This is a genomic window from Pseudorhizobium halotolerans, assembly GCF_902153235.2.
GTDB classification, from domain to species: domain Bacteria; phylum Pseudomonadota; class Alphaproteobacteria; order Rhizobiales; family Rhizobiaceae; genus Neorhizobium; species Neorhizobium flavum.
This window is the reverse complement of sequence record NZ_CABFWE030000011.1, coordinates 234,983-247,551: the sequence shown is the minus strand read 5'-3', so window position 1 is coordinate 247,551 and position 12,569 is coordinate 234,983. Positions and strand designations below refer to the sequence as shown.

At 63.6% G+C, this 12,569-nt stretch carries 11 protein-coding genes; 4 read left to right on the top strand and 7 right to left on the bottom strand.

All coding sequences use genetic code 11. The features are described 5' to 3' along the window. On the bottom strand, window positions 1–2,313 hold the full coding sequence (locus tag FN060_RS16585) for a bifunctional salicylyl-CoA 5-hydroxylase/oxidoreductase (protein ID WP_142589046.1): 2,313 nt from the start codon (window positions 2,311–2,313) through the stop codon (window positions 1–3). Window positions 2,314–2,483: 170 nt separating this feature from the next. Here FN060_RS16585 and FN060_RS16580 point away from each other — a divergent pair, with 170 nt between their 5' ends. Both FN060_RS16580 and FN060_RS16575 read left to right on the top strand, forming a co-directional pair. Next, window positions 2,484–2,996 carry a MarR family winged helix-turn-helix transcriptional regulator gene (locus tag FN060_RS16580; protein WP_142589561.1) on the top strand — a complete coding sequence of 171 codons (513 nt, stop codon included), beginning with the start codon at window positions 2,484–2,486 and terminating at the stop codon, window positions 2,994–2,996. 7 nt (window positions 2,997–3,003) lie between these two features. After that, window positions 3,004–3,933 (top strand): glutaminase, encoded by a 930-nt coding sequence (locus FN060_RS16575; RefSeq protein ID WP_142589045.1) that lies wholly within the window; start codon window positions 3,004–3,006, stop codon window positions 3,931–3,933. Window positions 3,934–3,988: 55 nt separating this feature from the next. Here FN060_RS16575 and FN060_RS16570 read toward each other — a convergent pair whose 3' ends face one another. From FN060_RS16570 to FN060_RS16555, 4 genes are all read right to left on the bottom strand, one after another. Then, window positions 3,989–5,506, bottom strand: a complete 1,518-nt coding sequence (locus FN060_RS16570) for a tripartite tricarboxylate transporter permease (protein ID WP_142589044.1) — start codon at window positions 5,504–5,506, stop codon at window positions 3,989–3,991. Between the two features lie 21 nt (window positions 5,507–5,527). Next, the gene (locus tag FN060_RS16565; RefSeq protein ID WP_142589043.1) at window positions 5,528–6,022 is read right to left on the bottom strand and encodes a tripartite tricarboxylate transporter TctB family protein; all 495 of its coding nucleotides are present in this window, start codon (window positions 6,020–6,022) and stop codon (window positions 5,528–5,530) included. Continuing rightward, a complete protein-coding gene (locus FN060_RS16560) occupies window positions 6,019–6,963 on the bottom strand; it encodes a Bug family tripartite tricarboxylate transporter substrate binding protein (RefSeq protein ID WP_142589042.1) in 945 nt (314 codons plus the stop codon). Before FN060_RS16560 ends, FN060_RS16565 begins: the two co-directional genes overlap by 4 nt. Before the next feature lie 202 nt (window positions 6,964–7,165). Beyond that, complete coding sequence (locus FN060_RS16555) at window positions 7,166–8,251, bottom strand: ABC transporter substrate-binding protein (protein ID WP_142589560.1); 1,086 nt, start codon at window positions 8,249–8,251, stop codon at window positions 7,166–7,168. A 94-nt stretch (window positions 8,252–8,345) separates the two neighbouring features. Here FN060_RS16555 and FN060_RS16550 point away from each other — a divergent pair, with 94 nt between their 5' ends. Together FN060_RS16550 and FN060_RS16545 are read left to right on the top strand one after the other, a co-directional pair. Continuing rightward, the gene (locus tag FN060_RS16550) at window positions 8,346–9,020 is read left to right on the top strand and encodes a response regulator transcription factor (protein ID WP_142589041.1); all 675 of its coding nucleotides are present in this window, start codon (window positions 8,346–8,348) and stop codon (window positions 9,018–9,020) included. Then, the gene (locus tag FN060_RS16545; protein ID WP_142589040.1) at window positions 9,017–10,405 is read left to right on the top strand and encodes a sensor histidine kinase; all 1,389 of its coding nucleotides are present in this window, start codon (window positions 9,017–9,019) and stop codon (window positions 10,403–10,405) included. Before FN060_RS16550 ends, FN060_RS16545 begins: the two co-directional genes overlap by 4 nt. Here FN060_RS16545 and nagA read toward each other — a convergent pair. Both nagA and FN060_RS16535 read right to left on the bottom strand, forming a co-directional pair. Further along, window positions 10,393–11,550 carry an N-acetylglucosamine-6-phosphate deacetylase gene (nagA, locus tag FN060_RS16540; protein WP_142589039.1) on the bottom strand — a complete coding sequence of 386 codons (1,158 nt, stop codon included), beginning with the start codon at window positions 11,548–11,550 and terminating at the stop codon, window positions 10,393–10,395. The two genes, FN060_RS16545 and nagA, sit on opposite strands and share 13 nt — an antisense overlap. Then, window positions 11,547–12,569: an SIS domain-containing protein gene (locus tag FN060_RS16535; RefSeq protein ID WP_142589038.1), complete on the bottom strand. Its 1,023-nt coding sequence runs from the start codon at window positions 12,567–12,569 to the stop codon at window positions 11,547–11,549. Before FN060_RS16535 ends, nagA begins: the two co-directional genes overlap by 4 nt.

Genomic DNA, 12,569 nt, shown 5'->3' with positions numbered 1-12,569 from the left:
TCACTTCGCTGCCGCGGCACGCGCCAGATTGGTCTCGTATTGCTGTTTGCCGGAATAGTACTGCTTCGGCCAGGCAACGTCGGTGAGCCCGATGCGCGCTGCCTCGTGCAGCACCCAGGCCGGATCGGCGAGATGCGGACGGGCGACAGCGCAGAGATCGGCGCGGCCCGCGGCGATCACCGAATTGGCGTGGTCCGCTTCCGAGATCGCGCCGACGGCAATGGTGGGAATGCCGACCTCGTTGCGGATCTTGTCGGAGAACGGCGTCTGGAAGAGCCGGCCGTAGACCGGCTTTTCTTCCTTCCAGACCTGGCCCGACGAGCAGTCGATCATGTCGGCGCCAGCGTCCTTGAACATTTGCGCGAAGATCGCCGCATCGTCCGGCGTGTTGCCGCCCTCGAACCAGTCGTGGCAGGAGAGGCGCACCGAGATTGGCTTATCCTTGGGCCAGACGGCGCGAATGGCATTGAAGATCCCCAGCGGGTAGCGGGCGCGGTTCTCGTGGCTGCCGCCATATTCGTCGGTCCGGCGGTTGGTCAGCGGCGACAGGAAGCTCGAGAGCAGGTAGCCGTGCGCGCAGTGTAGCTCCAGCCAGTCGGCGCCGGTCGTCACGGCAAGCTCGGTGGCGCGGACAAAATCGGCCTTCACCCGATCCATGTCGGCGCGGTCCATGGCTTTCGGAACCTGGCTGTTCTTCAGGTAGGGCAGGGCGGAGGCGGAGATCAGCGGCCAGTCGCCCGTCTGAAGCGGCTGGTCGATCCCTTCCCATGCCAGCTTCGTGGCGCCCTTCCGTCCGGCATGACCAAGCTGGATGCCCACCTTAGCGGTGCTGTTGCCATGGACGAAATCCACGAATCGCTTCCAACCCTCCGCCTGCTTCTCGTTCCACAGGCCGAGGCAACCGGGGGTGATGCGGGCGTCCGGCGACACGCAGGTCATTTCGCCGAAGACGAGTGCTGCGCCGCCGAGCGCGCGGGCGCCCAGATGCACGAGATGGAAGTCGTCGAGCACGCCGTCCTTTGCCGAATACATCGCCATCGGCGACATGACGATGCGGTTCTTCAGCGTCACCCCGCGCATCGTATAGGGCGTGAACATCGGAGGCGGCACCCGGCCATCGGCTGACGGTTCGACGCCTGCCTGGCTGGCGAACCAGCGCTCGTAGCCTTCGAGCCAGGCCTTGTCGCGCAGCCGCAGGTTCTCATGGCTGATACGCTGCGACCGGGTCAGCATGGAATACATAAACTGTTCGGGCGGCAGCGTATCGGCATAGCGCCTGCCGACGACCTCGAACCATTCCATCGCGTTGCGGGCGGCGTTCTGAATGCGGGCGACGTCGACGCGGCGGATTTCCTCGTAGTCCTCCAGAACCGCCGGGATCTGCTCCTTCGCATGGCCGTGTCTGTTGAACTGGTTTGTGAGCTCGATCGCATCATCAATGGCGAGCTTCGTCCCCGACCCTATGGCGAAGTGGGCGGTATGGGCGGCGTCGCCCATCAGCACGACGTGCGAGTGACCGTTGAAATGGCTCCACTTGCCGCAGATCAGGCGGTTGAAGTTCAACCAGGCGGAGCCCCGCAGGTGGCGGGCATTGGTCATCAGTTTGGCGCCGTCCAGCACCTCGGAAAAGAGGTCCTGGCAGAAGTCGATCGAACCCTGCTGGTCCATCTGGCCGAGACCGTGCTTTTCGTAGGCATCCTCGGTGGTCTCGACGATGAAGGTCGAAGTCTTGTCGTCGAACTTGTAGATGTGCGCCTGGAACCAGCCGTGATCCGTCTTGCGGAAATCGAAGGTGAAGGCATCGTAAAGCTTGTTGGTGCCGAGCCAGATGTAGCGGTTCGGCCGTGTCACGAGGTCGGGTTCGAAAACCTCGTGATACCGGTTGCGGATCTTCGAATTGAAGCCGTCCGAGGCGATGACGAGATCTGCATCCGGATAGTCGAGGTCGCTCGCGACCTCCGTCTCGAACACCAGTTCCACGCCGAGCGCCTCGCAACGGCGTTGCAGGATGTTGAGGAGCTTCTTGCGGCCAATACCAACGAAGCCATGGCCGGAGGTGCGCTGACGGGTACCCTTGAACCAGACCTCGATGTCGTCCCAATGGTTGAAGGCGTCCTCGATCTCGGCCGCACTCTCGGGATCCCAGGCGCGCATCGCCTCCATGGTTGCATCGGAAAAGACGACTCCCCAGCCGAACGTGTCATAGGGACGATTGCGCTCGACGACCGAAATCTCGTGCGCAGGGTTCTGCTTCTTCATCAGGAGTGCGAAATAGAGCCCCGCCGGGCCGCCGCCGATGCAGACGATGCGCATGAAGCTGTTCCTCCTGATGTTTCACTTTATTATTTTAAGTTTAAACTATATGCCGCGTGACGCGATCGTCAAGCGCTTTCGGGACGGAGACCTCGACCAAGGGAGCCTTTGACAATTCAAATATCGCTTCGTAACTGTTCAGGCAGGGGGATGTCGCGCGGATGGATACGATGGAAAACGATGCCGCAAGCGCGGATCTGGAGCTGATCTTGCATGGCCCCGCGGGCGCGGCCAAGCCCGAGACGCGGCTGTGGCTGCGCATGCTCTCGACCACCAAGCTGATCACCACGGAAATCCGCCGTCGGCTGAGAACGGAGTTCGGCGCGACGCTGCCGCAATTCGATCTCATGGCGCAGCTCTACCGCGAGAAAAACGGGTTGCGTCTTGGGGAGCTGTCCCGCCGGACAATGGTTACCAACGGTAATGTTACCGGGCTGGTGGAGCGGCTTGAATCCGACGGACTGGTCAAACGCGTCACGCCGGATCGTGACCGGCGGGTTACGGTCGCGCAGCTGACGCCAGCGGGGGCAAAACTCTTCGCGGCCATGGCCGTCGCCCACGAGGCATGGCTTCGTGACCTGATGGCTGATGTCGACCGCGCCATGGTCGCCGACCTGTGGTCGGATATCGGCAAGGTCAAGACTTCGGTCCGCAACCATCTCTCCGGCTCGGAATTCGAATAGCGACCCCATGGAACACCTGCAGTCCATCGTGGACGAGATCCATCACGCACTCCTGCCGCGGCTTGGGGAAGGCAAGATAGCGGATTACATCCCGCAACTGGCCCATATCGACCCGAGGAAGTTCGGGATCGCCGTGATGGACGTGGATGGGACCGTCGCCAAGGCGGGTGACTGCGACGAGCCTTTCTCGATCCAGAGCATCTCCAAGGTCTTTACCCTGACGCTGGCACTCGGCAAGCACGGCGAGAATGTATGGAAGAGGGTGGGGCGGGAGCCGTCCGGATCGGCTTTCAATTCCATCGTCCAGCTGGAGCACGAGGAAGGCAAGCCGCGCAATCCGTTCATCAATGCCGGCGCAATTGCCGTCAGCGACATGGTCCTCGCCGGTCATACGCCAAGGGAGGCGATCGGCGAGATCGTTCGCTTCGTCCAGTACCTCGCGGACGATGATGGTATCGCGATAGACCCGGCCGTTGCAAAGTCCGAGGCGGCGACGGGATATCGCAACATCGCCCTCGCCAACTTCATGCGGGGCTTCGGGAAGATCGACCATCCGGTCGACCACGTTCTCGGCGTCTACTTCCACCACTGCGCACTGGCCATGACCTGCACGCAACTCGCCCATTCCGGACTTTTCCTTGCGGCAGCCGGCCGCAACCCGCTGACCGGCCATACGGTGGTGTCGCGACAGAGAGCCCGGCGGATCAACGCGCTGATGCTGACCTGTGGCCACTACGACGGCTCGGGCGATTTTGCCTACCGCGTCGGCCTTCCGGGGAAGAGCGGAGTGGGCGGCGGCATCCTTGCCGTTGCACCGGGCAAGGCGTCCATCGCCGTCTGGTCGCCCGGCCTCAACCACAACGGAAATTCTTTGGTTGGCTCTCTCGCGTTGGAAATGCTGGCCCACCGGACCGGCTGGTCGGTCTTCGGACCCTGAAACAAAAAAGGGGGCGCAGCCGAAGCCGCACCCCCTCCGTCCTGGGAGGACTAGCTCAGTCTTCGTTCGCGGCCATCTGCGACAGCATTGCACCCCGGCCGCGGATCCGAAGGATCAGCGGAACGATGAAGGCGAGCGCCGCCACCACGAAGAGCACGGCAGCGATGGGCGAAGTGAAGAGATAGGTGACGTCGCCCTGGCTGATCGCCAGAGCGCGACGTAGTTGCTGTTCAGCCAGCGGCCCGAGGATAAGGCCGACCACGACCGGTGCGATCGGGTAGCCGAAAACCCGCATGACATAGCCGAGCAGCCCGAAGGTCAGGAGCATGCCGAGTTCGAACACGGAAGGGTTCGCCCCGATCGTCCCTAGCGTCGCGAACACCAGGATACCGGCATAGAGCCAGGGCTTGGGGATGGTCAGCAGCTTCACCCACAGGCCGATCAGCGGCAGGTTGAGAACGAGCAGCATGGCATTGGCGATGAGAAGCGAAGCGATCAGGCCCCACACGAGCTGCGGATTGGTGGCGAACAGCAGCGGGCCGGGTTGCAGGCCATACTGCTGGAATCCGGCAAGCATGATCGCCGCCGTCGCGGTGGTCGGCAGGCCGAGCGTCAGCAGCGGCACGAGCGTGCCGGCGGCCGATGCGTTGTTGGCTGCCTCCGGTCCTGCGACGCCTTCGATGGCGCCGTTGCCGAATTCCTCCGGATGCTTCGTCAGTCGTTTTTCTGTCGCATAGGAAAGGAAGGTGCCGATCTCCGCACCGCCGGCGGGCATGGCGCCGATCGGGAAGCCGATCACGGTGCCGCGAAGCCAAGGTTTCCAAGAGCGGGCCCAGTCCTGCGCGCTCATCCAAACGGAGCCTTTCACAGCCTCCACCGTCTCCGGCCCCCGCATGCCTTGCGCGGCGACGAAGAGCGTTTCGCCGATGGCGAACATTGCGACGGCCATCGTGGTCACTTCGATGCCGTCGAGCAGGTCTGGAACGCCAAACGAAAGGCGGGTCTGGCCGGTCAACTGGTCGATGCCGACGATCGAAAAGGCCAGACCGACGAAAAGCGCCGTCAGGCCACGAAGCGCAGAATCGCCGAAGGCTGAGGAGACGGTGACGAAGGCGAGCACCATCAGCGCGAAGTATTCCCGCGGTCCGAACTGGATGGCGATCTGGACGACGTAGGGGGCAAGGAAGGCCAGCAGCAGCGTGGCGATGAGACCTGCAGCGAAGGAGCCTATGGCAGAGGTCGCCAGGGCAGGTCCGCCACGGCCCGCCTTGGCCATCTTATTGCCCTCCAGCGCCGTGACGATGGACGCGCTTTCGCCGGGTGTGTTAAGGAGGATCGATGTCGTCGATCCGCCGTACATGCCGCCGTAGTAGATGCCGGCGAACATGATCAGGGAACCGGTCGGGTCAAGCCGGTACGTGACCGGCAGCAGCAGAGCAACGGTCAGCGCCGGGCCGATCCCAGGCAGAACGCCGACGGCCGTGCCGAGCGTCACGCCGATCAGGGCATAGACGAGGTTGATCGGCTCCATGGCCGAAAGCAACCCCTGCAAGAGAAACTCGAATGTGGTCATGAGGGTATCCCGGTGCTCTCGTCAGAGGAACAGCTGTTCCAGTGGCCCGGCGGGTAGGGACAGCTGGAGCAGTCCGGCGAAGATCAGGTAGATTCCGAGACAAATGGCGATGCCGACGGGGATGGTAAGCCACAGCTTTCTGCGACCGAAGCCGGCAGCGACAAATCCGAAGAGCACGCCGGTAGCAATCGAGAAGCCTGCACGGTTTAGGAGCAGCATCTGCGCAGCAAGACCTGCGACCACCCAGAATACCGGGCCAAGCTCCTGCTTCTCCCGCTGCGGAAAATCGCCCCGAAATGCTTCGATGGCGGTCCAGATGGCCAGGCCAATCAAGCCGAAGGAGATCCATTCCGGAACCGTTGCCGGCCCGACCTGCGAATAGCCGGCGGCACCCTTCACGCGGGCAACGTCGAAGAAGATCACAGCCGCAATTACGACGAGAACGGCGGCGATGGCAAGCGCCGCCCAATCAGGGCGGCGCTGCTCGTTTGCGGAACCTGGTCGGTCGAGGCTCATTTCACCAGCCCGATGTCCTTCAGCACGGTTTCCGTCGCGCTGATGTCTTTCTCGAGCTGCGCATCGAACTCATCGCCGGCAAGGTAGGTATCGGCCCAGCCCTTGGTCTTCAGCGTCTCCTGCCAGGTTGCCGACTTGGCGAGCTTCTCGATGTCGGCGAGCACGGCAGCCTTCTGCTCGTCTGACAGGCCCGGAGCAGCGGCAACCATGCGCCAGTTCTGCAGCACGACGTCGTAGCCTGCTTCCTTCAGCGTCGGGGCATCAACACCCTCGATGCGTTCATCGCTGGAAACGGCGAGGAGGCGCAGCGTACCGGCCTCGACCTGCGACTGGAATTCGCCATAGCTGGAGATGCCGGCAGTGACCTGGCTGCCGAGGATGGCTGCGAGTGCTTCGCCGCCGCCCGAATAGGCGATGTAGTTGATCTTGGTGGGGTCGACGCCGGCTGCCTTCGCGAGGAGCCCGACGGCAATATGGTCGGTGCCGCCGGCGGAGCCGCCTGCCCAGGAAACAGAACCCGGATCCGCCTTCAGCTTCTCGACGAGCTGGTCGATCGACTGAATGTCGGAGGACGCTGGTACGACGATCGCCTCATATTCGCCGGTCAGGCGGGCGATCGGCGTGACGTCCTTCAGGGTCACCGGCGACTGGTTCGTCAGGATGGCGCCGACCATCACATAACCGCCGACGATCAGGGCGTTAGCGTTGCCCTTCTGCTGGCTGGCGAACTGCGCGAGGCCAATCGTGCCGCCGGCGCCCGGAACGTTGACGACCTGCACATTGCCGGAAATGCCCTCTTCCTGAAGGGCCGTCTGCAGCGAGCGTGCGGTTTGGTCCCAGCCGCCGCCGGGCGCTGCAGGCGCCATGATGGTGTAGTCGGCGGCTGCGGCCGGCAGAGCGAGAGCTCCGGCGAGAATCGAAGCAAGAACGAAGTGTTTCAAGGGTCTGTCCTCCAACAAGCGCCGTCTGGCGCGATCATCTTGATTGGGAAAGGAGGACGGCGTGCTGGCGGCACATGCCGCCGGGCGCTCCTCCCATCCGCATCGGCACTCCCCTCCAGGAGCGCCGAATGCCCATAAGCGATCATATCAAGCTGACATCTACCTGACATTCCGCCTCTCCTGCGCAAATGGCAAGGGGAGTTCACTGCAGCCGCAGCACCTCGTTCCAGCGAGAAATGAGCCGCGCACGCTTCACCTGGTCGAGATAGACCATCAATCCGAGGCTGACCGGGACGGGCTTAAGCTGCCCGCCCAGCATCTCCCGCATGGTGGTGGCGGTATTGTCGCCCGAGACCTCCGGGCTGACGGCTGGGATCTGCAATTCACGCGCCATGATCGTCTGGCCCTGGCGTGACATGAAGAACGAGAGGTAGCGGCGCCCGAGTTCGGGAGCGGCGGCGGCCTGGGGAACGAGACCGATCCGCGACATGACGACGGTATAGTCCTTCGGAAGCACGATGCCGACATCGGGATGCCGCGAGGCCCAGTCGGCCGCATAGGAACCGAGGATGTTGTAGCCAAGGACAAACCGCCCGTCGGCCACGCGCTCGAGAATTGCCTGGCTGGTCGAATAGAGCTTGACGCCGGCAGCTCCCATGGCTCGGATTACAGACCAGATGTCCCCGAACTGTTCCTGGTCGCGCGACATGAACAGGAAGCCGACACCCGAGCGCTCGATGTCGTAGGTGCCGATCCGGCCATAAACGTCATCGCCGCGCTGCGACAGGAGCGCCTCGAACTCGGCGCGGGTCGAGGGTGGTGCTTCATCCTGGAAGCTTGGCTTGTGATAGACGAAGACTGCCGGCTCGAAGGTCAGGGCATAGGCGGTATTGCGCCAATTGGCCCAGCCTGGCCAAATCTCGCTCATCGGCAGATCGCTACGCTGTGCATAGCCGTCATTCGCAAGCTTGACCTGCAGGTCCATCGCAGAGGAGAAGGCGAAGTCGGCCGTTTTCTGCCCGGCATCCGTTTCCCGCACAATCCGATCGTAGATTTCGCCTGTCAGCATGTCCTCATAGCGTACGGCAATATCCGGATTGGCGGCCTGGAAGCCCGCGACCATCGGGCGCGCCAATGGCTCGTCGAGCGAGGAGTAGACCACCAGTACAGGTGCATCGGCGCGGCCGGACAGGGCAGGAAAAACCGTCGTTGCCGCGGATGCAAAGCTGGACAGGAAGGAAAGGAGAAGGGGGAGGATAGCGAGCGGCCTCATGCTCGAACCATGCATCAGCAGGAGCCGCAGCACAAGCCGAGGATCCGGCCCCTCGCTTTCGTGACAACGGGCATCGCGCAGGATAATCTCCGGCGAGAGGGGTATAGACGTGCGAATTCTTCTGGTGGAAGACAATCAGGCGTTGGCCGAGGGTCTGTCGACGCTCTTGCGCGGCAGCGGCTATGCTGTGGACGTGGTGGCCGACGGCGCCTCGGCGGAGGCGGTCGCCGTGGCGGAGACCTATGATCTTGTCATTCTCGACCTCAACCTGCCGGAAATGGATGGTCTCGATGTGTTGCGCTCCATGCGTTCGAGGCAGAACCGCGCAGCCGTGATGATCCTGACGGCACGCGGCGCACCGGAGGAACGCGTGCGCGGCCTCGATCTCGGCGCTGACGACTACATGATCAAGCCGTTCGACATCTCCGAGTTCGAGGCGCGCATCCGCATGCTGATGCGCCGGCAGGCGGGGTTGAGAAGTTCCGTCGTCCAGTTCGGGGGCGTCATGCTGGATCTTACCTCCCGGACATTCACAAGCGCCGGCGTGCCGCTCGACATTCCTGCGCGCGAGCTTGCCCTGTTGGAGCTGCTGTTTCTGCGAGCTGGAAAAGTCGTCTCCAAGGATGCGATCGTGGGGTCACTGACGGGCTTTGACGAGGACCTTTCGGCCAATGCCATCGAACAATATGTCAGCCGACTGCGCCGCCGGCTGGCTCCGCACGGATTGACGGTGAGGACCGCCCGGGGGATCGGCTACTACCTCGAGACGGCTACCGCTGGATGACACCCCCTTATTCCCTTCGACGTCGGCTGCTCGCCTGGCTGCTCCTTGCCACCGCCGTGCTCGGAGCGTTTGCACTTGCGGACACCTGGCGGGAGGCCGAGAAGACCGCGGACGAGGTGTCCGACCGTGTGCTCATGGGCTCAGCGCTGGCGATCGCGGAGCGCGTCGTGGTGTCGGAGGACGGCGGGCTGGAGGTCGACATTCCCTATGTCGCGCTCGAAATGCTGACATCGGCGGCACAGGACCGTGTCTTCTATCGTGTGGACGGACCGCCCGGGACCTTCATAACAGGCTACCAGACCCTGCCGTCGATTCCACGTAGCGAGGGTCAGGCGGCCGCCTTCAAGGACGCCGTGTTTCGCGGCGAGCCTATCCGGGTGGCTGTCCTGGCGCGCTCTGCGTCGACTGGTATTAATTCCGTCCCGTTCAGCGTGACGGTGGCGGAAACGACCATGGCCCGCCAGCAGTTGATGCAGACCATCCTGTTCCGGTCTGCGGCCCGCCTGCTGTTCATGATCATCGGTGCCGCCGTGATCGTGTGGATCGCAGTCACCGTCTCCCTTCGCCCGCTCTACCGCTTCAGCGAAGCGATCGCGCAACGCAGTCCCGATGATCTGCATCCGATCGCGGAGCGGGTCCCAAGCGAGGTGCAGGGTCTGGTGGACACCGTCAACTCGTTCATGGTGCGGCTTGAATCGGCACTCGAGGCGCTTCGGCATTTTACGGGAAATGCCAGCCATCAGCTGCGCACGCCGCTTGCCATCATCCGCACCCAGCTCGCCCTCGCATCTCGGTCGATGGACCTCGAGACCGCGAAGGTTGCCGTCAGCAAGGCTGATGCAGCGGTCGCGGACGGTGAAAGACTGCTCGCCCAATTGCTCCTGATGGCGAAGATCGACGCGGCGACGCGCTCGGCCTCCTTTCGGGAGACGGATCTTGCCTCGCTTGCGCAGAGCGTGACCGCCGATCACGTCCCACTCGCGGCAGAGGCGGGCATCGATCTTGGTTTCGAGGGCGGCGGCAAGCTGATGATCACCGGGGAGCCTCTGCTTCTCGCGGAGCTTCTGAAGAATCTCGTTGCCAACGGGCTCCTCTATGCCGGCCGCGGTGCGGACCTGACAGTTCGTGTCAGGAGAGAGGGAGTGGAAGCGATCCTTGAAGTGGAAGACAACGGGCCGGGTATTCCGCCGGAGAGGCGGGACTCCGTCCTGCAGCGCTTCGACCGTGGCACGCGCGCCGATTCCTCAGGCTCGGGCCTTGGCCTGCCGATCGTGGAAGAGATTGCCGAGCTGCACCATGCGCGTCTGGAACTACTGGATGGGGCCGGTGGGCACGGTCTGTGCGTCCGGATCCGGTTTCCCCTCCTCGGGGATCATGCCGAGTAGACGCAGGCACCGCCGATCCAGGTGCTCTTCATTTGCAGGTCGTCCGTCAACGCTACAAAATCCGCATCCGTGCCGGGTAACAGACGGCCCTTTCGCGGGGCGACCCCGGCCGCCTCGGCCGGATAGGTGGAAACCATCCGGAACACCTCTTCGATGGGTAGGCCGAGACTGCCGTGCAGGAAGCGGACAGAGGCAAGCATGTCGATGTCGGCCCCGGCAAGTGTCCCGTCCGCCAAGGTCAGGCGGCCGTCGCGACGAAGGATTTCCCGTCCGTTCAGCGTGAATCGCGCAAGATCGGTGCCGATCGGCGACATGGCGTCCGTGACGATGAATATTCGGCCGGGTCCCTGTTTCGAGCGCAGTGCGATCGCCATCGCGGCGGGATGGACATGGATGCCGTCAGCAATCAGGCCGGCATGGAGCCCGCCGGTGTGCAGGGCGGCTCCAACCATGCCCGGCTCACGGTGGCCGAGCGGGCTCATGGCGTTGAAGAGATGGGTGACGGTCCGCGCGCCGGCCTTTGCATACCGTTGGACGGTGTCGAAATCCGCATCGGTATGACCGAGACTGACGACGAAGCCTGCTTCGGCCAGACGCGAAACCTGTGCTTCCGTAACGTTCTCGGGCGCGACAGTGATCATCATCGCCGGGAAGCTGCCGCCGCAGGGGAGGAGGAGGGCGAGATCTTCTTCCTCCATGGGCCGGATCAGCGCGGGATCGTGGGCGCCTTTGCGTTCGAGCGAAAGGTGCGGACCTTCGAGATGCAAGCCGAGCAGGCCTGGCAATTGCCCGGCCATGGCCTGCCGTCCGGCGGCGATCACGGCCGCGGTGGTCTCCGGCGTATCGGTGATCAGCGTTGGAAGGAGTGCGGTCGTGCCGAAACGGGCATGGGCGGCGCAGATGGTCCGCAGCCCTTCTGCCGTCGGAGCGTCGTTGAGCATGACGCCCCCGCCGCCGTTCACCTGGAGATCCACGAAACCCGGAACCAGAATGCCGTCACCAATGTCGACGACTTCGGCCTCGGCGGGAACGTCCGATTCCGCAACGATAGCCGTGACACGTCCCTCGGAAAGCAGGAGAGCCGAGTCCTGATGCCAGGTCTCTCCATCGAAGATGCGGGCGTTGCGGATGGCTGTTGGGGTCATTTCGTTTCCGTCACTTTCTTGAGCGCCGCAGGGGCGTCAGGATTAAAGCCGCGCGTGCGCGACCAGGCTTCGACGAAGCCGTAGAACGGCAGGATGAGGCAGAGTGCATCGGTGAGGGGGTGGCCGGTCGCGACGAAGGGAAGCTCGCTGGCCTTGCCGGCCCGGCTCGATGTCGCGAAGGCAAGGGCACCCTTGCCGACCAGACCATCGGCGATCTCGACCACCGAGGCCTCGGCGGCGTCGCGCGCCGCAAATGCGATGACCGGGAATCGATAATCGACGAGCGCCACCGGACCATGCAGGACCTCGGCGGAGGAATAGGCTTCCGCATGCATGTTGGAGGTTTCCTTGAACTTCAGCGCAGCTTCGCTGGCAATCGCAAGTGCCGGCCCGCGGCCGAGCATGAAAAGCGAATCCGCATCACCGAGCTGCCCAGCAAGATCCGTCCAATCGAGGTTTACGGCCCGTGAGCAGAGCGCCGGAAGATCCTGCAGCGCACGCTTCAGGGCGTCGTCGTCCACCCACTCCGCCAGCAGTGCGAGCCCCGCCACGATCGAATTGAAGTAGGACTTGGTCGCAGCCACCGCGAGTTCAGGACCGGCCTGGATGTCAATCGTGTGGGAAGAGGCCTGCGCCATCGGCGAGGCCGGTGTATTGGTCAGCGCGAGGGTGAGGGCCCCCGCCTGTGTCGCCGCCTGCGTCATGGCGACGATGTCCGGGCTCTTGCCCGACTGCGAGATCGCGATGGCCGCGCTGCCGGCCAGCTTCATTGGTGCATGATAGATGGAGGCAAGCGACGGACCGAGCGAAGCGACCGGGCGTCCTGTCGTGAGCTCGATTGCGTACTTGATAAAGGTTGCTGCGTGGTCGGAGGAGCCGCGCGCTATCGTGACGAGGAAGGCCGGATCCCGTTCTCGCAGGGCCCGCCCCGCGTGAGCCAGATCACCCGCCGACCTTTCCAGGAGCCTCGCGACCGCCTCCGGTATCTCGTTGATCTCGCGCCGCATATGCGTCTGCAT

Coding starts and splice junctions, on each gene's coding strand:
- FN060_RS16555 (WP_142589560.1), bottom strand. CDS start 8,251: ATGCATGGTTCGAGCATGAGGCCGCTCGCTATCCTCCCCCTTCTCCTT.
- FN060_RS16575 (WP_142589045.1), top strand. CDS start 3,004: ATGGAACACCTGCAGTCCATCGTGGACGAGATCCATCACGCACTCCTG.
- FN060_RS16585 (WP_142589046.1), bottom strand. CDS start 2,313: ATGCGCATCGTCTGCATCGGCGGCGGCCCGGCGGGGCTCTATTTCGCA.
- nagA (WP_142589039.1), bottom strand. CDS start 11,550: ATGACCCCAACAGCCATCCGCAACGCCCGCATCTTCGATGGAGAGACC.
- FN060_RS16545 (WP_142589040.1), top strand. CDS start 9,017: ATGACACCCCCTTATTCCCTTCGACGTCGGCTGCTCGCCTGGCTGCTC.
- FN060_RS16565 (WP_142589043.1), bottom strand. CDS start 6,022: ATGAGCCTCGACCGACCAGGTTCCGCAAACGAGCAGCGCCGCCCTGAT.
- FN060_RS16535 (WP_142589038.1), bottom strand. CDS start 12,569: ATGCAGACGCATATGCGGCGCGAGATCAACGAGATACCGGAGGCGGTC.
- FN060_RS16580 (WP_142589561.1), top strand. CDS start 2,484: ATGGAAAACGATGCCGCAAGCGCGGATCTGGAGCTGATCTTGCATGGC.
- FN060_RS16570 (WP_142589044.1), bottom strand. CDS start 5,506: ATGACCACATTCGAGTTTCTCTTGCAGGGGTTGCTTTCGGCCATGGAG.